Source organism: Streptomyces spinoverrucosus (assembly GCF_015712165.1).
GTDB classification, from domain to species: Bacteria; Actinomycetota; Actinomycetes; order Streptomycetales; family Streptomycetaceae; genus Streptomyces; species Streptomyces spinoverrucosus_A.
Genome location: NZ_JADPZX010000001.1, coordinates 6,360,004 through 6,379,164, shown reverse-complemented (window position 1 = coordinate 6,379,164; position 19,161 = coordinate 6,360,004). Strand labels below are relative to the sequence as shown.

Here is a 19,161-nt window from a genome sequence, read left to right as displayed (position 1 = left end):
CGAGGAGGCACGATGTCCTACGCGTACGATCCCGAACTCGCACCGCTGATCTCCTTGCTCCCGGTCTTCGGTCCCGACGACCTGCAGACGCTCCGCGCCCAGTCGGTGACGGGTTCGGCGGGACCGCCGTACGAGCCGCCCGTCCCCGTCGACATCCAGGACCGCACCATCCCCGGCCCCGCCGACGCCCCCGACGTGACCGTGCGCGTCTACACCCCGTCCGGACAGGACGGGCCACGACCCGGCGTCCTCTACATCCACGGCGGCGGATTCGTCTTCGGAGCACCGAAGACGTTCGACGCCTCCACCACCCGCATGGCCGCGGAAGCCGGTGTGGTCGTGGTGTCGGTCGACTACCGCCTCGCACCAGAGAATCCCTACCCCGCCGGCCTCGACGACTGCTATGCCGCACTCCTGTGGGTCGCGAAGTCGGCGACGGAGCTGGGCATCGCCCCGGACCGCCTGGCGGTCTACGGCGAGAGCGCGGGCGCCGGTCTGGCCGCGGCCCTCACCCTGCTCACGCGCGACCGCGGCGGTCCGTCCCTCTGCTACCAGTACCTGGGCATCCCGGAACTCGACGACCGGCTCGACACTCCGTCGATGCGCGCCTACGTCGACACACCGCTGTGGAACCGCCCCATGGCCGAGTTCAGTTGGGAGTCCTATCTCGGCCCGGGCCGCCGTGGTGCCGCCGACGTGCCCGCGTACGCGGCCCCCGCGCGCGCCGAGGACCTCTCCGGCCTGCCGCCCGCGACCGTGGTCACCTGCCAGTACGACCCGATGCGCGACGAGGGCATCGACTATGCGCAGCGCCTGGCACAGGCGGACGTGCCGGTGGAGCTCAGGCTGTACCCCGGCACGTTCCACGGGTCGGTCCTGGCGCACGATGCGGCGGTCTCGAGGCGGATGATCGCAGAGGCGCTGGCCTCGCTGAAGCGCGGGCTCGGACTGAGCTGACTCCCGCGTCGATGCCCATCGGCGTCCCCTGTTCAGACCTCCGCATCCTGATCCGCACACCCTTCCCTGCTCACCGAGGACACTCGCTTTCTGGTGTTCATGGACGCCACAGCGGCCGAGCCGACGCAAGTGCTGCACGGGCCAGATTCCCTTGGGCCCATTGAAGTGGGTGGTGGCCTTGTAGGTGTTGAGGTTCTGCCTGGGGCGGGACCGCGTCGTGGGCCGACATGGTGCTCCCTACGACCACGCCACCGAGCGGGAAAGCATCATGTTGGCGTTCGGGGCGAGGTGAGGCAGCTTGGTCACTACATCGAAAGGGTGGAGCTCTTTGCTTTTGCGCAGGGACCATGGAGAGCCCCGTGTGCCGGCTGCCGGTCAGCGCAGGAGCGGCTTGATGAAGCGGGCGGCGTCGATGACGCCTTCAACTGCGTCCTGGACGGGGTCCTCGTTCTCGATGCTGACGATGTCGTCGTAGCCGACCTCGGCCAGCGCCTCGATGAACGGGGCCCAGAACTCGGTGCCGTGGCCGTGGCCGACCGTGCGGAAGGTCCAGGCCCGCTCCTCGGGAGTGGCATAGGGACGGTTGTCGAGGACGCCGGCCAGCGCGAGCTGGTCGACGCGGTATTCGACGTCCTTGAGGTGGACGTGGTGGACCGCCGGGCCCAGCGTGCGGACCACGGCGGCCGGGTCCATCCGCTGCCAGAACATGTGGCTGGGGTCGACGTTGGCGCCGATGATCGGGCCGACCGCCTCGCGGAGCTTCAGGAGCGTGGGCACGTTGTAGACCATGTGCAGCGGGTGCAGTTCCAGTGCGATCCGCTCGATGCCGTGGTCGGCGGCGAAGGGTGCGAACTTCTGCCAGAAGGCGATGGTCTCGTCCCACTGGCGGTGGAGGAGTTCGATGTTCTCCGGCGGCCAGGGGTAGAAGATCCAGTTGGTGAGCCGGGCGTCGGGCGACTCGCCCGGGTTGCCGGTCATGGTCACGATCTTGTCGACGCCGAGCTGTTCGGCGAGCCGTACCGCCGCCTCCATGATCTCGACGTGCCGTGCGCCGTGCCGGGGGTGCATGGGCCAGGCCGAGCAGTTCACCGCGCCCATGCGCAGGCCCCGGGAGGCGAGCGCGTCGGTGAACTTCCGGCGTTCCCCGGCGTTCTCGACGAGTGCGAAGACGTCCATGTGCGGGGCGCTGGACTGGCCGCCGGCGGCTATCTCGACGGCGGTGCCGCCGATCCGGACGGTGAGGTCAAGGGCCTCCTCCAGGGAGAGGTCGGGGACCGAGTCGGTGTAGAGGCACAGTTCCATGGGTCAGCTCCCGTTGGGGGTCAGTCCGAAGAGGCCGCGGGTGCGGACGCTCGAGGTGGCGGGGATGTCGAGTTCGGCGAGACCGATGACGCCCTGGCGGTGCACGGGACCGTCGGGGGGCAGGGGGATGTCGACGCTGCGGCCGAGGGCCGCGGAGGCGTAGGCGGCGACGGTCGCCTCCAGCGTGCGCAGGGCGGCACGTCCGGAACCGGCCGGGGCCCGGCCCGCGGCGACGGCATCGGCGAAGTCGGCGACGGTGATCCGCAGCGCGTCCGCGACCAGGGGGCCGAGTTCCTGTCCCGGGGGAAGACCGACGGTCTCGGTGCCGGACTCGGTGGTGAGGGCCATTGCCTCGAAGGGGGCCCAGGGGATGGTGCCTTCGTCGCGATAGCGCAGGACCATGCGCCCCTTGGAGCCGTTGATCCGGATGCCGCCGGGACCGAATCCCCAGCCGATGTTGACCAGTGCGGCGCGGCGGGCGGATTCGAGGCGGCACAAAGCCAGCCCTTCGACCGCGTCACCGGGGGTCGCGGCGTCGACGTAGGCCGACACCCGCTCGACGGGCTCGTCGAGGAAGTGTTCGGCGAGGTAGACGCCGTGGAGCATGTCCATCAGCACTCCGCCGCCGGCCGCGGCGGGGTCGTGGCGCCACCGAGGGCGGTAGCCGGCGGCACCCGGCGAGTCGACGACACCGAGCATGTCGACGGTGACCGTACGCACTTCGCCGATCGCTCCGTCGTCGATCAGCTCACGAGCGGCGATGATCTCGGGGAAGAAGAGGTAGTTGTGTACGACGCCGAGCACCACCCCGGCCTCGTCCGCGGCCCTGACCATGGCCGCGGCGTCGGCGGGGGTGGCGGCCAGCGGCTTCTCGCACAGGATGTGCTTGCCCGCGGCCGCCGCGGCGACCACGAGGTCACGATGCAGGTGTTGAGGGGTGCATACGTCGATGACGTCGACGTCGTCGCGTGCGATGAGGTCGAGTGGGTCGCCGTGGACCTGCTCGGGAGTCAGGCCCGTGCCCGTACGGCCGAGTTCGAGCCGTTCGGGGGTGGTGTCTGCCAGGGCGGTGATGGTGAAGCGGTCCGGTTCCGCCTGGTAGGCGGGTACATGGAAGTTCAGCGCGACGTTGCCGCAGCCGACGATGCCGACGCGCAGGGGTGCGGGCATGGTGGGACTCCTCAAGGGCCTAAAGGTCTACGGCGGCGACGGAAGGTGCCGGTGCGACGGGGGCGCCGAGCGCGGCGGCGCGGCGGATCGCGTCGACCACTTCGGCCTGGTCGACGGCGTCGGCGCGCCCGAACAGCGGAGCCGTACCCTGGGTGATGGCGTGCGAGGCGGCCTCGAACTCGATCCGGTAGGCGTCGGCGTTGTCCGGGTCGTCGGCGAAGGTCAGCGCGAAGGTCCCGTCCGGGTCGGCCGGCAACCGGCGGGGCACTCCGGCGCGTTGCAGCTCGATGTGTCCGGTGCGGCACAGCCACGGATCCGGGACGGTGATCTTCCCCTCGGTGCCGATGATCTCCAGTTCGTCGCGCCTGGGGAAGTCCAGGGCCACGTCGAACTGAGCCAGGACGCCGCCCGGCATCTCCAGCGTCGCGGCCAGCCGCAGGTCCGTTCCTTCGCTGCCCTCGGCGTGGTCGAGGACACGCGCGGCGTGCACGCGCCGCGGATGGCCGGCCAGCAGCCGGATCGCGCTGACGCAGTAGCAGCCCAGGTCCAGCGAGGCACCGCCGCCGAGGGCGGTGGTGCGCCGGATGTCACCGGGCGGGGCGGATACCGTCAATGCCGCCCGGATGTACGCCAGTTGCCCGATCGCGCCATCGGTGACCAGTTTGCGTACGAGCTGTGTCTGCGGGTGGTGCCGGTACATCAGGCCCTCGACGCACAGCCGCCCGGCGGCCTCTGCCGCGTCGAAGCAGCGCACGGCGTCGGCGGCGGTCACCGCGAACGGCTTCTCGCACAGCACGTGTTTGCCGGCTTCCAGCGCCTTGATCGTCCATTCGGTGTGCATCGAGACGGGCAACGGGACGTACACCGCGTCGATGTCGTCGCGGGCGAGCAGTTCGTCGTACGACCCGAAGCTCAGCTCCGCTCCGATGTCCTCGGCGTAGCGGCGGGCGCGATCGGCGTCGCGCCCGCCGACGGCGACCAGGTCCGCGTGGGGCGAGGTCCGCAGGGCGGCGGCCACCACCCGCCCGATCCCGGCCGTCGAGAGCATGCCCCAGCGGACCGGCTTCATCGCGCGCCTCCGACGGTCACGACCCGTCCGGTGCGCAGGCTCTGCTCCGCCGCGTCGGCCAGGACGAGGGCGGCACGGCCGTCCTCGAAGCCGGGCGTCGGCTCCGTGCCGCTGTCGATCGCCTCGATGAAGTGGGCGAGTTCGGCGCGGTAGGCGGGCGTGTAGCGGTCGAGGAAGAAGTCGAGGTAGGGCGCGGCGGCCTCGGTCGCCCGGGCGCCGTACGCGCGGACGCCGTCGGGGCGCAGGTTGTCCACGCCGAGCGCGCCGAGCGCGCCGAACGCCTCCAGGCGCTGGTCGTAACCGTACGTGCAGCGGCGGCTGTTGGTGATGTGGGCGAGGGCGCCGTCCGCGCCGCGCAGGGTGACCATCGCGCCGTCGATGTCGCCGAGGTCCGCGATGTAGTCGGCGACCAGGTTGCTGCCCATGGCCGAGACCTCGACGACTTCGCCGAGGAAGAAGCGGGCCATGTCGAGGTCGTGGATGGTCATGTCCCGGAACAGGCCGCCGGAGCTCGCGAGGTACTCCGCCGGAGAGGGGGCCGGGTCGCGGCTGATGATGACGAGTTGCTCCAGCCGGCCGATCTCGCCGGCCGCGACGCGCTCGCGCACCGCGCGGAACGAGGGGTCGAAGCGGCGGTTGAAGCCGACCATGACCCGGGACGCGGCGGCGCCGATCCAGGTCCGGCAGTCGTCGACCCGGGCGAGGTCGAGATCGATCGGCTTCTCGCACATCACGGCCTTGCCGGTCTCGACGGCGCGGGTCAGCAGGTCGACATGGGTGGGGGTCGGCGAGGCGATGACCACCGCGTCGACGCCGGGGTCGGCGAGGACCGCGTCGGCATCGGAGCCGGGCAGGCCTCCGAACCGCTCGGCGACCTCCCGGGCGGCGCTCTCGACGGCATCGCAGGCCCGCACGAGTTCGGCCTTCGGGTGCAGGGCGACCGATTCGGCGTGGACCCGCCCGATGCGCCCGCATCCGATGAGAGCGATCCGCATGAGCACTCCTCTTAGATCGATCTAAGTATCATCTGACTGGAATGATGTGACGCCTGAAGCCCGCCGTCAAGGGTTAGCTTAGATCGATCTATACTGCTACAGACGGTGCGGTCAGCGCCGTGCCACAGTCGAGGCCCCGGAGGTCCCATGCCCAGCCCAAAGGCGCCCCGTCCCTCGGGTCCGAAGGACGGCCCGAAGGACGGCCAGGCGGCGGGCTCGGCGGCGGGCACCGGGCGACGGCCGACCCTGATGGACGTCGCCCGCCGCGCGGGCGTGTCGCGGGCGACGGCTTCGCTGGTCATACGTGACGCGCCCGGCCCGAGTGCCGAGTCCCGGGAGCGGGTGCGCGCGGCCGCCGCCGAACTCGGCTACCGCCCCGACCAGGCCGCCCAGTCGCTGCGGCGCCGCAACAGCCGCCTGATCGGCGTGATGTTCAGCGCCCAGGAATCCTTCCACGCCGATCTGATCGAGAGCGTCTACGCCGCCACCGAGGAGGTCGGCTATGACGTGGTGCTCAGCGCGGTGGTCCCGAGCCGCAGCGAGCGGCGTGCGGTCGAGGCGCTCATGGCCTCCCGCTGCGAGGCGGTGATCCTGATCGGAGCGCGCGAGGCATGGCCCGCCGACCTGGGCATCCAGGTCCCGGTCGTGGAGATCGGCCGCCCGCCGACCCAGACGGTGTTCGACGCGGTCCACACCGCCGACGACGAGGGGGCCCGTCTCGCCGTAAACCACCTCGTCTCCCTGGGGCATCGCGACATCGTCCACGTCGACGGCGGCGAACGCCCCGGTGCGGCCGAACGGCGCGCGGGCTACCTGGCCGCGATGCGCGACCACGGGCTGGGGGCCGGGCGAGGGTGGTGCCCGGCGACTACACCGAGCACTCCGGTTCCGAGGCCGCCCACTCCCTGCTGGACGCGGGCACCCTGCCCACCGCCGTCGTGGCCGGCAGCGATCAGTGCGCCATCGGACTCCTCATCGAGCTGAGGCGGGCCGGCATCGATGTCCCCGGTCGGGTCTCGATCGTCGGATACGACGACATCCGTTCCGCGCAGCTCGCCCACATCAGCCTCACCACCGTCCGTCAGGACGCCGGGCAGCTGGCCCGGCTCGCCGTCCAAGCCGCGGTCGAACGCCTCGACAACGGCCTCGACGGCGAGACACGGGAATTCAGCCTCGCCCCGCAGTTGGTGGTGCGCGGTTCTACCGGCCCGGTCTGCTGACGTCAGGCCCAGAGACGGTGCAGTGCGTCGCGGACGTCGCCCAGCATTCGGTGGCAGACCTCAAGGACACCACCGATCCAGAGGAACCCGTGGGTGGAGTCCTCGTAGTGGAGGGAAACCGTGGGCACCCCGCACGCGGCCAGCCGTTCGGCATACAGCAGTCCCTCGTCCCGAAGGATGTCGAACCCGGCGGTCACCACCACGGCCGGAGGCAGGCCTTCCAGCGAACTCGCCCGCGACGGGCTGACCCAGGAGCTCAGGCGCACCTCTTCGTCGGGGGCGTACTGCTGCCATGACCAGCGCATGTCCTCGGTGGTGAGGCCGAATCCCTCCGCGTAGTCCCTCGCCGACGCCGTGTCGAGGCCCGGGTCGAGGGCCGGGTAGACGAGGACCTGCGCGGCCGGCGCCCGCTCGCCGAGGTCACGTGCCCTCAGGCACACCGCGGCGGCGAGATTGCCGCCCGCGCTGTCACCGGCGACACCGATCCGAGCGGGGTCGATGCCGAGTTCACGTGCATGCTCGGTGGTCCAGGCATAGCCGGCGCAGCAGTCCTCCAGCGGGACCGGGAAGGGGTGCTCGGGAGCCTTCTGGTAGTTGACGGCCACCACGACGCATCCGGTTGTGGCGGCAAGAACCCGATGGGGCCGGTCGGAGAGGTGGATGTTCCCGACGATCCAGCAACCGCCGTGGAAGACCACCAGGGCCGGGAACGGGCCTTCGCCGTGCGGCGTGTAGATGCGCACCGGGATCTCGGCGGTGCGCGACGGGATGATGCGGTCCTCGACCTTGGCCAGATCCGCCGGTTCGCCCATGTACGGCAGCCATCCCCAGGTGGCCGCCCGCGACTCCGCGATGCTCGCCTCCCTCATGGGGCGGTCGCCCGCGGCGGCGCGTTCGGCCAGGACGGCCCTGGTCTGTTCGTCGAGTTCGGCCCGCACAGCCTTCGTCTGTCCGTCGGGTTCGGTCACTGGTAGAAGTTCCTCGGCCATTCGTGGGTTTTGAGGGCCTCGAACAGGTCCTCGGGGAAGGGGGCACCGTCGGAGCAGGCGACGTTCATGTCGACTTCGGCGGGGGTCAGCATGCCCGGGATCACGGTGGACACCTCGGGGCAGGCCAGCGTGAAGCGCAGGGCGGCCTCGGCGAGCGTCGGGTAGTACGGCGCGCAGAGTTCCCTGAGCGCCCGGATCCTGCGCAGCGTCTGGCCGAACCGCTCGCCGCGGAACAGCCAGGCGGGCACCGAGTCCTCGGGCCAGGTGGCGTAGGTGTCCTCGGTCCAGTGGCCGATCAGCGACCCGGAGTCGAACGGAACCCGGGCGATGAACGCGGCTCCGCTCCCGGCACCGGCGGGGAACAGCGCCTGACGGGGGCGCTGTTCGAAGAGGTTGAGGACGACCTGGAGGGAATCGACCAGCCCGAACCTCGCGAGGTCGACCCCGTCCTCGGGGCGGTAGTCCCGGACGGACACCCCGATCCTGTCGATCTTGCCCTCCTGCCGGAGGGCGTTCAGCACTTCGAGCCAGTCGAGGGTGGTGATGCCGTCGGGGATCCAGGCGTGCAGCTGCAAGAGGTCCAGGCGTTCCACACCGAGGCGCCTCAGCGCCTGCTCGACACCCTGGCGGAGGTACCACTCGGGGTAGCGTCCGGCCATCTGCGGGGCGTCCTCGGCCGGATCCGGCCACCGGATCGGCTGGATCTTCGTGGCGACGTACACCCTGTCGCCGTCCCAGCGCCGCAGCGCCCGGCCGATCACCTCCTCGCTGTGGCCTTCGCCGTACAGCTCGGCGGTGTCCACGAAGTTCACGCCACGCTCGAACGCGTGGAGCAGCGCGGCGATGGACGCCTCGTCGTCGACCTGGCCCCACTGCCCGCCCAACTGCCAGCCCCCGAAGGCGATTTCACTCACCTTCCACCCGGTGCGACCGAACTCGCGGTATTTCATCGTGCTCCGTTCTGTGTGATGCGCTGGTGAAAGGTCCAGGGCGCGGCGTGATCCGGGTCAGAGGTCCAAAGCCCTGCGTGGTGCGGGTCAGAGATCCAGGACCAGGCGCTTGGTGCAGGAGCGGGAGACGCAGATCATCATGCGGTCGCCCGTCTTGCGGGACGCCTCGTCCAGTACCGAGTCGCGGTGGTCCGGTTCGCCTTCCAGGACGGTCGTCTCGCACGTGCCGCAGGTACCTTCCTGGCAGGACGAGAGCACCTCGATCCCTGCCTCCGCCACGGCCGCCAGGACGGACTTCTCCGGGGGAACGTCGAGCGTGAGGCCGCTCTGGGCGAGGTGGACCTCGAACGCCTCGTTCAGGACCGGTGCGGACAGCGGCCTTGCCATGAACCGTTCGACGTGCAGCGCGTCTTCCGGCCAGGTCGCGCACTTCTGCTCGACGGCGGCCAGGAGAGGCTCGGGCCCGCAGCAGTAGACCTTGGTGTCGGGCAGTGGCGTGCCGAGCAGGCCGTCGAGGTCGATGAGGCCCTGCTCTTCCTGTGGCCAGACGGTGACGCGGTCGCCGTAGCCCGCGAGTTCGTCCAGGAAGGCCATCGAAGCGCGCCGGCGACCGCCGTAGACGAGTCGCCAGTCGGCGCCGGCGGTCTCGGCGGCGCGGATCATGGCCAGGATCGGAGTGATACCGATGCCGCCGGCGATGAACAGGTAGCGCGGTGCCGCCACCAGCGGAAAGTTGTTGCGCGGGCCGCGGATGCGGACGGTGTCGCCCGCCCGGAGCCGGTCGTGCACGTACAGGGAGCCACCGCTGCCGTCCGGGTCGCGCAGGATCCCGAGGCGCAGGGTTCGGCGGTCGGTGGGGTCACCGCACAGCGAGTACTGCCGGGTGGGGGCACCGCCCAGCACAAGGTCGACGTGGGCGCCGGGCTCCCAGGCCGGCAGTGGCCGGCCGTCCATGGCGTGCAGGGTCAGGGCGACGACGCCGTCGGCGACCGCGTCCTTGCCGCTGACGCGTACCTCGGTCTCCAACTCCCGGGTGGCCAGGGTCAGTCGGGTGGTGCGTTCACGGGTCCGCTCGATGTGGACCTCGGGCACCAGCTCGGTCCGAGCCGCCTGCTCCTGCTCGCCGGCGAGGAACTGCACCGGCAGCGACGCGAAGCCGCGCACCATCTGCTTGGTCCAGCGCTGCGGTGTGCCGACGACCCGGACCTCGGTCGCGGCCGGCCCGGCAACCAGTTCCTCCACGGCGATCCGCGCGGTCAGCCGGGCGAGCGGGGCGCCCATGCAGGAGTGGATGCCCTCGCCGAAGGTGAGGATCTTGTTGTCCGCGTCGAACGTGCGGTACAGGTCGAAGGCGTCGGGGTCGGGATAGACGCGCTCGTCGCGGCCGGCCGAACCCATCAGGACCATCACACGGGAGTCCGCGGGGATGGTGATGCCGCGGAGCGTGATGTCGGCCGTGGTCTGGCGGCACAGGTTCTTGGCCGGACCGTCGTAGCGCAGGGTCTCCTCGACGAAGTTCTGGATCAGATCCGGATGGTCGCGCAGGTGGCCCTGGAGACCGGGGAACTTGTCCAGTACGGCGACGCAGTTGGTCAGCAGGGCCGCGGGCGCGTCGATCGACGCCGACAGGACGAGGTGGGCGAGCCCGATCTGTTCCTGGTCGTCGAGCGTGCCGTCGGCGACGGCACGCAGGACCTGGGTGATGACGTCGGGTGTGTCGCGCGGCGCTCCGGCCCCGATGTCGAGCCGGCGTCGGCGCATGATCTCGGCGAGGTGCTCCTCCGTCTCGTGGTTGGAGAGGGCGGCGTCCTCGGGGACACCGAACCGGCCGACGGTGCGGGCCATCGAGCGCAGCAGGTGGTCCTGCCAGAACGGGCTGTCCGAGGCCGGCATCCCCATCAGCCGCATCGAGGCACCGATGACCAGGGGCAGCGCGACGTCCGTCGCGAAATCGCCGCCACCGCGCTCGCGGAGCCCGGCCACCAGGTCACGGGCGAGTCCGCGCACATGCGCCTCCAGGGCGAGGATCTCGCGGGCCGCGAACGACGGACGGACCACGTTGCGCAACACCGTGTGGTGCGGCTGGTCCTGGGCGATCAGGTTGCCCGCACCGTACGAGGCGTGGGTGCCGTCCATGTCGTTGCCCAGGGCGTTCACCATGTGCTCGTGGTCGCGCAGACACGCCTTGACGTCCTCGTACCGCGACACCACCCACAGGTCGCGCCGTGCGTTGTAGTAGACCGGCGCGTGGTCGCGCAGTCGCCGGTACACCTCGTAGGGATGGTCGTAGGCCGCGTAGGAGAGCGGGTCGTAGAAGACCTGGAGGCCTTCCGCCACGGGCGTCGGGGAGAGGGACGTCATCTGGGGTCTCGCATTCGGCGGGTCCGGCTGGACGGTGGGGGGCGGGGGTGCAGCCGTCGGCTTCGACGGCGAGAACAGGGACAGGACACAGGGACACAGGGACAGGGAGCGGAAGGGAGAAGGTGAGCGTCTTCGGCGCTGTCGGGAACCGCCACGACGATGGTCAGGCGTCGGTCAGACGTCGGTCAGACGTCTCCCGCGTAGCGTCTGCGCTCGTTCTCACCCTCGGGCAGGGCGCAGAGCTCGAAGGCCCACGTGCGCCGCGACGCCGGGTAGCAGTGGGTCGCGTACTCGACGGCCCGGCCGGCGCCGTCGAACAGTGTGCGCCGCATGGTCAGGATGGCGCTCCCTTCGGTGATGCCGAGCAGTTCGCTCTCTCCGGCGGTCGCGTTGCGCGCTCCGATCGACTGCTGGACGCTCCGTACGGTGATGCCGACCGCCTGCATCGCGGCGTACAGGCCGGCTGAGGCCAGATGCTCGGCGTTCGGACGGAACCCGCCGAGGGGCAGGTAGTGGCGCAGGTACGCGGCGACCGCGCCGCCATCTCGTTGCAGCCGTTCCAGCCGTACGACCGTGCTGCCCTCCGGGACAGCGAGAGCGACCGCCACCTCCGCCGAAGCGGGTACGTTCTCCGTGCGCAGCAGGTCCATGACGCGATGGCGCTCTGTCGCTCGCAGGTCGTCATGGAAACTGGTCAGGTCCACGGCACCGTCGAGCGGGGCGTGCGCGACATAGGTGCCGACGCCGCGACGGCGTACCAACAGGCCCTCGGCTGTGAGCGCTCGGACCGCGTGCCGGATCGTGATGCGTGACAGTCCGGTCCGCTCCGCCATCTCGGTCTCGCTGACCAGCTGAGTGCCGGGAGCAAGCCGACCGTGTGCGATGGCGTCCCTCAGTTGTTCCGCGAGTTGCTGGTGGAGCGGTTGATGGCTCGCACGGTCCACGCGGAGCCCGACGGCCGTCACCGCCGCAGCGCGCGTATCCGACATGGTGTGCTCCTGAAGGTCGACATGGTGCGGGCGTGCGCCCTGTTCGATCCCGGCCTCGATGAGGCGCTCAGGGGGCGGCGTCGGCCTGGAGTTGGGCGAGTTCGGCTTCGAGATGGGCCATGGCCTCGCCGCCGGCCATGAGGTCGGTGATCTCCTCGCGGGTGCGTTCGCCCTTGCGGAAGTCGTCGGCCTTCCGGCCGCGGATGAGGACGGCGAAGTGGTCGCCGACCATCATGGCGTGGCGGACGTTGTGGGTGACGAGAATGACCGCGACGCCCTTGGCACGGGCCTGCATGACGATCCGCAGGACGTGCGCGGCCTCCTTGACGCCGAGGGCCGCGGTGGGTTCGTCGAGGATGAGGACGTTGGCGCCGAAGTAGACGGCGCGCGCGATGGCGAGGGCCTGGCGCTCACCGCCGGAGAGGCTGCCCACCAGGCGGTTGCCGTCGGTGACGCGGGTGATGCCGAGGGACTGCATCTCGCGTACGGCGATCTCGCCGGCGGTCTTCTTGTCGAAGAGCTTGAACGGGCCGAAGCCCTTGGTGGGTTCGGCGCCGACGAAGAAGCAGCGGCCCACACCCATGAGCGGGAACGTGCCGCCGAACTGGTGGACGGTGGCGATACCGCGGGCGGACGCGTCGCGGGGGCTGTCGAAGACGACCGGTTCGCCGTTGACCTCGATGGTGCCCGTGGTGGGCTTGTGGAACCCAGAGAGGATCTTGATGAGGGTGGACTTGCCGGCGCCGTTGTCGCCGAGCAGGCACAGCACCTTGCCGGCGTCCACTTCGAGGGAGATGTCCGTGAGAGCGTGCGTGCCGAGGAAGGACTTGCCGACTCCGGTCAGGCGCAGGAGGGGTGCGGTCATGGTCAGGCCTTCTTCGTGCGGGGCTTGTAGGACAGGGCGAGGCGGCGGAAGGTGTTGTTCATCAGAACGGCGGCGAGGATGAGGATGCCGAGGATCAGGCTGGCCCAGTCGGAGTTCCAGCCGGTGTAGTAGATGCCCTGGTTGACGATGGCGAACGTCAGCGTGCCCAGGACGACGCCGACGACGGAGCCGTAGCCGCCGGTCAGCAGGACCCCGCCGATGACCACGGCGATGATGGAGTTGAAGACGAAGGACTGGCCGTTGGCGACCTGGGCTCCGTTGTAGAGGATGGTCTGGATCACGCCGACCAGGGCGGCGCCGAGCCCGCTGGCCATGTACAGGGCGATCTTGACCCGGTCGACCGGGATACCGGTGGCGCGGGCGGACTCCTTGTCACCGCCGATGGCGAAGATCCAGTTGCCGTACTTCATCGCCTGCAGGATCACCGTGACCACGACGGCAAGGCCCAGCCACCAGAAGATGGCGACCTCGAACTGGCCGGCGATCAGATGCCCGAACAGTGCCTTGGAGAGGGGGTCAGGACTGATCGGGACGCTGGTGGTGCCGGTCGTCACCCGGGACAGGCCCAGGGTCAGGCCGGCCATGCCGGACAGTGTGGCCAGCGTGACGATCAGGGAGTGGACGTTGGTGCGGGTGACGATGACGCCGTTGAGCAGGCCGGTCAACAGGCCCAGGGCGAGCGCACACAGGATGCCGACGATCATCGGGGCGCCCCAGTGACCGGACACGATGGCCAGCGTCATCGAGCTGCCGGCCAGGACCGAGCCCACGGACACGTCCAGTTCGCCGGCGATCATCAGCAGGCCGACCGGGATGGCGATGATGCCGAGTTCGGCGGCGATGTTCAGCCAGCTCGCCGCGCCCCCGGCGGCGAGGAACTTCTCCCCGCCGAAGATCGCGAAGAAGACGAAGACGCTGATGGTTCCGATGAGCGCGCCGACCTCGGGGCGGTGCCGCAGTTGCGCCAGCCTGCTCTCGGACTGCTTCGGAGGAGCGACAGCGGTCTCTTTCTCGGCCGCCGCGTGCGGAAGTGAGGTAGTCATCGCAGTGGTGTCACCTTCGGGAATGTGGATGCGGTGCGAGGTCGGGCCGGGGAGGGGCGCCGGGCCTGGGGAGAGCCCCGGCGCCCCTCGCCGGTCAGCGGACCCCGGCCTTGGTACCCTCGATCGCCTTGCTGACGTTGTCCTTGGTGACCAGCAGCGGGCCGGTCAGGATCGGGTTCTGCGGCGGCAGGACGCCGTAGGACAGGTACTGGCTGGCCATGGACACGACGTAGAAGCCCTGCAGATACGGCTGCTGGTCGATGGCGAACAGTTGGGTACCGGCCTTGATCCGGTCGAGCTGGCTCTGCGAGAGGTCGAAGGTGCCGAGCTGCACCTTGCCGCTCGCCTTCGCCTGCTCGATCGCGGCGGCGGCACTGTCCGCGTCGCCGGTGCCGATCGTCACCAGGCCGTCGACCGAGCTGTCCTTCAGCAGCGCTCCCTTGATCGCCTGGGTCACGGCCGAGGGGTTGCCGAAGTTGGAGGAGGGCAGCGAGAGCTGCTTGGACTTGCCGCCCTTGGCCTTGGCGCCATCGGCGATGCCCTTGCAGCGGGCCTCCGAGTTCGCCGCGCCCGGCACGGTGTTGACGCACAGCACGTTCTTGGCGCCGGACTCGGCGAACTTCTCGCCGCCGGCCACGCCCGCCTTGTACTCGTCCGTACCGATGTACTTCACGGCCCCGACCTTGTCGGCCGCCTCCACACCACCGGAGTTGTAGAGGAAGACCGGGATGCCCTTGCTGATCGCCTGCTTGATCGCGGAGTCCTGGCTCTCCGGCACCCAGTCCGGCACCAGGATCGCCGACGGGTTCTGCGCAATGCCGGTGAGTGTCAGCTTCGCGACGTCCGGGCCCAGGTTGTCGTAGTTCGCGGGGCCCACGAACGTCACCTTGCCGTTGACCAGCTTGGCCGCGTCCTCGACACCGCGCTTGACCGTGGAGAAGAAGGGGTCGTCGGACTTGCCGCCGATGACGTAGAGGGAGAGCTTGCCGCCGACCTTCGCCGAGCTCTGCGACCCCCCGCTGCTCGCCGTCGCCTGTGAGGTGTCGCCCGTCGCCTTGCCGCTGGCGCAACCGGTCAACGCGGCCCCGGCCAGGGCGAGCGCGCTCACCGCCGTCAGGGCTCTGCGGGAGAGGCGGCGGCCGGACGGGAACCGGCGGATCTGGGTGCTTTCCATGAGCTGAGTGCTCCTTACGTCTGGTGCCGAGCGGAGGGAGGGGAGGGCCGAAAGCGCCTCGGAACCTTGTGAGGCGATGCGCTGCCACGGGAAGCGGGCGGAGCCGGGGCTTGCGGAGAAGCGGGGGCGGTCCGTCGTGGGGCTGAAGGGACGCTGCTTGGTTGCGGGTGACCCCGCCGTGCCCTCGGGCACAAGCGAGCCGGGATGACTTGCGGTGGGGTGCCGGCGGCCGGCACATCGCGTCGCCGGGAAAGGCAGCCCCCGGTCGCGGGGCCGCCTCCTGTCCGTACCTGGCCGAGGCGTACGTCTCGTTTCGGCGCTTCTTCGTCGACGGCTTGTCGGGTCGGTGGTCGCCGGCCATCGCACCCGCGCCGGGACGTCCTCGTGGGCTGTCGTCGTCGCGTCGCGGTGGCTCGTCCGGTGAACCCGTGCGCCGATCTAGTCGGTGGGCATTGCACGCTCCTGAAGGTCAAGGCGGTCGGCCTGCGGTCACGGAACGCCGTGCCGTATGTCGCCGCTCATGAGCCCGATCCGGATCGTTTGGATCGATTTCTTAGATCGTTCTAAGCGATGCGTTGGAGCATGCTTCTGTTTCCGGGAGGTGTCAAGGGTTTGTTCTGAAATGCCAGATCCCGATGACGACCGACCCAGCACGGCGGGCGCGGGCCGGGAACCAGGAGGCCGCAGGGCACCGCCGGGTGCTCCGGAGGCGATCGAAGTCATCGCCGATCTGGGCCTGACCGGCATTGAGATCAACACCGGTGGCTTCCTGCCCGCCGTCCATGTGCCGACCTTCGACGACATCCTCGTCAGCGACACCGCCCGGGACGACTTCCTCGGCCTCTTCGACGGTACCGGTGTCTCCATCGCCGGACTCAACGCCAACGGCAACCCGCCGCACCCGAACCCCGTCATCGGCGAGAAGCACGCCGGGGACGTCCGCCGCTCCATCCGCCTGGCCGAGCGGCTCGGACAGCACCGCCTCGTCACCATGTCCGGCCTGCCCGGCGGCGAGCCCGGTGCCACCCGCCCCAACTGGGTCGTCAACGCCTGGAATTCCGCCGCCCTGGACGTACTGGACCACCAGTGGAAGATCGCCGCGGACTTCTGGCGCGAGACCGACCGGCTCGCCCGCGACCACGATGTCAAGGTCGCCCTCGAACTGCACCCGCAGAACCTGATCTTCAACTCCGCCGACGTGCACAAACTCATCGAACTCACCGGCGCCACCCACGTCGGCGTCGAACTGGACGCCTCCCACCTGTTCTGGCAGCAGATGGACCCGGTGGCCGTCGTCCGCCACCTCGGCGAACTCGTCTTCCACGCCGCCGCCAAGGACGTCCGCATCAACCCCGAGCACGCCGCCCTCAACGGCGTCCTCGACAACAGCTTCCGCCGTCTGTCGCCCGACGAGCCCCGCACCAACCTCGGCGGCGACGAATGGGCCAACGAGTGGCCCAGGAAGTCCGCCTGGGACTTCGTCGCCCTCGGCAAGGGGCACGACGTCGCCTACTGGACCGAGTTCCTGCGCGCCCTGCACGAGGTCGACCCCGACATACTCGTCAACATCGAGCACGAGGACACCGAACTCGGCCGCGTCGAGGGCGTCGCCGTCGCCGCCGGGGTACTGAAGGCGGCCGACGCGGCGCTCCAGGAGTCCCTCCAGCCGTGAACGCCTCGGCCAACTGCCTACCAGGGCCCGGTCGTCGTGCTCGCGGGCGCCGGCACCGGTATCGGCCAGGCGATCGCACCCGCGTCCCTGGAACAGGAAGCGACCGTCGCGGGCCTCGGCCGCGGCCCGGGCCCGCTACGGGAAATCATCGGGCTCTCGCTCTGGTCCAGGAAACATCGATCACCTCGGGCAGACGGATGCTCCTCGACCACGCCGGCCTCCGTCGTCGAACCGTCGGGCCGCACTCGGCCTCGCAGCCATCCCCGAAGACCGTGACCGCTTCGCCGGCCGACACGTCGTCACCATCGTGCGCGGCAGCAACGTCGACGTAGACGCCTATCACCGCGATGGCGTCCCGCCGGGTGGTGCAGCCGATCAACGGACCAGAACTCGCAGGTCACTCCGGGTACTTCGACCGAACGGAGTACTTCATACGTCTGCATGGGCACAGCCCTCATAGGGTCAGGTCGTCATCGACACCGAGACACGCCTGGTCGTGGCCACCGCTCACCCTCTCCGGCCGACACAGCCGATGCCCAGGTGTGGCGCGACTCCGGTCTGCCGCAGCGGTGCCAGGTGTCGTGGTGCTCGACGAGGGCGCCTACACCGACACCGGCACCGGCCTGGTCGTCCGGCACCGCCAACGACCCGGTCGACACCAGTGGCCGGCGAGAAGGCCGACAACGCGGAATCCCACCGGGTCCGAGCGCGGGTCGAGCCTGAGTTCCCCAGAACGAAGAACCTCGAGTTCCTCAGTGGCTGCCGACAGCACCTCTCCCCCGGTCTGCACCTGCACCGGCACGGACTCGCGTCCCTCCGCCCGGATCGGGCCGGTCGGCCGTCCCTCGGCGTCGAGCAGCACCCGGTCGCCAGTGATCAAGGTGACGTGCAGGGCCTCGTGGCCGCCGCCCGTGGCGCCGAGGGTACTGCTCCGCGCCGGCTGAGCGGTGGCCGGAACCATTGGCCCCCACGACGAGCGCTGCGGCGACCGCTGCGGCCCCCAGCACCCTCGCCACGCGGCCGCTGCCAAGTCGCCGCTCACGTACGGGTCTTGGGATCATCAAGTCTCCTCCATGACGGGATCTTTCAGGGGATCCCCCACCCCCCGGCAGGGGACAGGTGCGTCGGCGGTGTCTGCGGAAGAAAGGCACCGGGCACGGCGCCGGCGGTGCTCTGGCCGCACGCCTGATGACAAGCAAGGGCCACCCCGTGATGGGTTGTTGGTCCGGTCCGCATCAGGGAACTCCCGAAAAGCGGGGAGCTTCAACGGACGCAGGAGGCTCACTTGTGTACGTGGACACTGGTGTGGCCCAAGAGCCCGGAGGAAAATCCGGCCGTCATCCAAAAGGCAGACCAGGGGTCGGAGCTGCGGGAACTCGGACTCAGCGAGGACGAGGAGCGCGTGTACGGGGCGCTCCTGCGGCACCGCCCGGCGGACGCGGACGAACGCGCCCGCCTCGCCGGCATCCCACGCCCTCGGCTCGAATCGGCCCTGGCCGGATTGGCTGAGCAGGGCCTCGCCGCGCCCGGGGCACCGCTCCCCCGGCCCATCGCGCCCGCCGCGGCGATCCGCACGCTCGTCCACCAGCGACAGGCCGAACTACACGGTCGTTCCGCGCAGTTGGAGCGAATCGTGGCGTCCACGGACCAGATAGCCGGACGGCTCGTGGAGGGATCGCCGATGGCTTACGAGGGCGGGATGGAGATGGTCACGGGCGCGCGCGAGATCATCGGCCGCGTGGACTCGCTCCTCGCGTCGGCCGAGCACGAGGTGCTGATCCTGGACCGCCCGCCGTACGCCAAGGCGCCTGAGGAGTACGACGATCCCTCCCGTTCCGCCGGGCTCGACGTGGAGTCGCTGCTGGAGCGCGGGATAGTCGTCCGCACAGTCGTCGACAGCGGCGCCCTGAACTACCCGGGGCGTACGCTGTCCCTGCACCGTCTCGCCGAGCAGGGCGCGCAGGTGCGCACCTCGTCCGGCGTACCGACCAAGATGGTCATGGTGGACCGGCGCATCACCCTGCTGCCGCCGACGGGACGACCGACCCTTCCGCGACAGCCCTCGTGGTGCGCGAGGCGCTTCTGCACAACGCGTTGGTGCCGCTGTTCGAGACGGTGTGGGACCGCTCGATGCCGCTCGGCAACCCGGACGCCGAACTCTCCGATACGCAGCGCGAGCTGCTGGCGCTGCTCGCGGCGGGCCTGAAGGACGAGGCGATCGCCCGCAGGATGGGCGTGCACGTGCACACCGTCCGGCGGCGGATCGCGGACCTGTTGGAGACGCTGGACGCGGAGACGCGCTTCCAGGCAGGGGCACTGGCCACGCGGCAGGGGTGGCTCGATTTCGGCAACGAAGAACGCCGGAAACCGTACGGCTGAACGGA

17 protein-coding genes and 1 pseudogene are annotated in these 19,161 nt (G+C 70.1%); 7 read left to right on the top strand and 11 right to left on the bottom strand.

Features of this window, described 5'->3' with window-relative positions; translation table 11 throughout:
- Positions 1–12 precede the first annotated feature (12 nt).
- Complete coding sequence (locus I2W78_RS29015) at positions 13–957, top strand: alpha/beta hydrolase (protein ID WP_196463192.1); 945 nt, start codon at positions 13–15, stop codon at positions 955–957.
- Between the two features lie 375 nt (positions 958–1,332).
- Here I2W78_RS29015 and I2W78_RS29010 read toward each other — a convergent pair whose 3' ends face one another.
- The 4 genes from I2W78_RS29010 to iolG are packed head-to-tail and all read right to left on the bottom strand — an operon-like array spanning position 1,333 to position 5,493.
- The gene (locus tag I2W78_RS29010; RefSeq protein WP_196463191.1) at positions 1,333–2,259 is read right to left on the bottom strand and encodes a sugar phosphate isomerase/epimerase family protein; all 927 of its coding nucleotides are present in this window, start codon (positions 2,257–2,259) and stop codon (positions 1,333–1,335) included.
- 3 nt (positions 2,260–2,262) lie between these two features.
- Positions 2,263–3,429: a Gfo/Idh/MocA family protein gene (locus I2W78_RS29005; protein WP_196463190.1), complete on the bottom strand. Its 1,167-nt coding sequence runs from the start codon at positions 3,427–3,429 to the stop codon at positions 2,263–2,265.
- Between the two features lie 19 nt (positions 3,430–3,448).
- Positions 3,449–4,498, bottom strand: a complete 1,050-nt coding sequence (locus I2W78_RS29000) for a Gfo/Idh/MocA family protein (protein ID WP_196463189.1) — start codon at positions 4,496–4,498, stop codon at positions 3,449–3,451.
- Entirely contained in the window at positions 4,495–5,493 is a 999-nt protein-coding gene (iolG, locus tag I2W78_RS28995; protein WP_196463188.1) for an inositol 2-dehydrogenase, read from the bottom strand. Before iolG ends, I2W78_RS29000 begins: the two co-directional genes overlap by 4 nt.
- Before the next feature lie 147 nt (positions 5,494–5,640).
- Here iolG and I2W78_RS28990 point away from each other — a divergent pair, with 147 nt between their 5' ends.
- Positions 5,641–6,477 (top strand): LacI family DNA-binding transcriptional regulator, encoded by an 837-nt coding sequence (locus I2W78_RS28990; RefSeq protein WP_307783837.1) that lies wholly within the window; start codon positions 5,641–5,643, stop codon positions 6,475–6,477.
- Positions 6,399–6,713, top strand: coding sequence for a substrate-binding domain-containing protein (locus I2W78_RS41495; protein WP_307783993.1), 315 nt, complete (start codon positions 6,399–6,401; stop codon positions 6,711–6,713). Before I2W78_RS28990 ends, I2W78_RS41495 begins: the two co-directional genes overlap by 79 nt.
- A gap of 2 nt (positions 6,714–6,715) precedes the next feature.
- On the opposite strand, the gene I2W78_RS28985 is transcribed toward I2W78_RS41495, so the two are convergent.
- From I2W78_RS28985 to I2W78_RS28955, 7 genes are all read right to left on the bottom strand, one after another.
- Positions 6,716–7,681, bottom strand: coding sequence for an alpha/beta hydrolase (locus I2W78_RS28985; RefSeq protein WP_307783836.1), 966 nt, complete (start codon positions 7,679–7,681; stop codon positions 6,716–6,718).
- The gene (locus I2W78_RS28980; protein WP_196463186.1) at positions 7,678–8,616 is read right to left on the bottom strand and encodes an aldo/keto reductase; all 939 of its coding nucleotides are present in this window, start codon (positions 8,614–8,616) and stop codon (positions 7,678–7,680) included. The genes I2W78_RS28985 and I2W78_RS28980 overlap by 4 nt, the downstream gene beginning before the upstream one ends.
- Before the next feature lie 123 nt (positions 8,617–8,739).
- Complete coding sequence (locus tag I2W78_RS41490) at positions 8,740–11,013, bottom strand: cytochrome P450/oxidoreductase (protein ID WP_196463185.1); 2,274 nt, start codon at positions 11,011–11,013, stop codon at positions 8,740–8,742.
- Between the two features lie 185 nt (positions 11,014–11,198).
- A complete protein-coding gene (locus tag I2W78_RS28970) occupies positions 11,199–12,002 on the bottom strand; it encodes a GntR family transcriptional regulator (RefSeq protein ID WP_196463184.1) in 804 nt (267 codons plus the stop codon).
- Positions 12,003–12,069: 67 nt separating this feature from the next.
- Complete coding sequence (locus tag I2W78_RS28965) at positions 12,070–12,867, bottom strand: ATP-binding cassette domain-containing protein (protein ID WP_196463183.1); 798 nt, start codon at positions 12,865–12,867, stop codon at positions 12,070–12,072.
- Positions 12,868–12,869: 2 nt separating this feature from the next.
- Positions 12,870–13,931, bottom strand: a complete 1,062-nt coding sequence (locus tag I2W78_RS28960; RefSeq protein WP_196463182.1) for an ABC transporter permease — start codon at positions 13,929–13,931, stop codon at positions 12,870–12,872.
- A gap of 94 nt (positions 13,932–14,025) precedes the next feature.
- On the bottom strand, positions 14,026–15,105 hold the full coding sequence (locus I2W78_RS28955; protein WP_196463181.1) for a sugar ABC transporter substrate-binding protein: 1,080 nt from the start codon (positions 15,103–15,105) through the stop codon (positions 14,026–14,028).
- Between the two features lie 622 nt (positions 15,106–15,727).
- Between I2W78_RS28955 and I2W78_RS28950 the strand changes: the two genes are divergently transcribed.
- From I2W78_RS28950 to I2W78_RS40780, 4 genes and pseudogenes are all read left to right on the top strand, one after another.
- Positions 15,728–16,777, top strand: a complete 1,050-nt coding sequence (locus I2W78_RS28950; protein ID WP_230885625.1) for a sugar phosphate isomerase/epimerase family protein — start codon at positions 15,728–15,730, stop codon at positions 16,775–16,777.
- A 161-nt stretch (positions 16,778–16,938) separates the two neighbouring features.
- A pseudogene (locus tag I2W78_RS40785) lies at positions 16,939–17,123 on the top strand (threonine dehydratase); the annotation flags it as partial.
- Positions 17,124–18,062: 939 nt separating this feature from the next.
- Positions 18,063–18,983: a TrmB family transcriptional regulator gene (locus tag I2W78_RS28945; RefSeq protein ID WP_230885624.1), complete on the top strand. Its 921-nt coding sequence runs from the start codon at positions 18,063–18,065 to the stop codon at positions 18,981–18,983.
- Positions 18,908–19,156, top strand: coding sequence for a helix-turn-helix domain-containing protein (locus I2W78_RS40780; protein WP_230885623.1), 249 nt, complete (start codon positions 18,908–18,910; stop codon positions 19,154–19,156). Before I2W78_RS28945 ends, I2W78_RS40780 begins: the two co-directional genes overlap by 76 nt.
- The last annotated feature ends 5 nt before the right edge of the window (positions 19,157–19,161 follow it).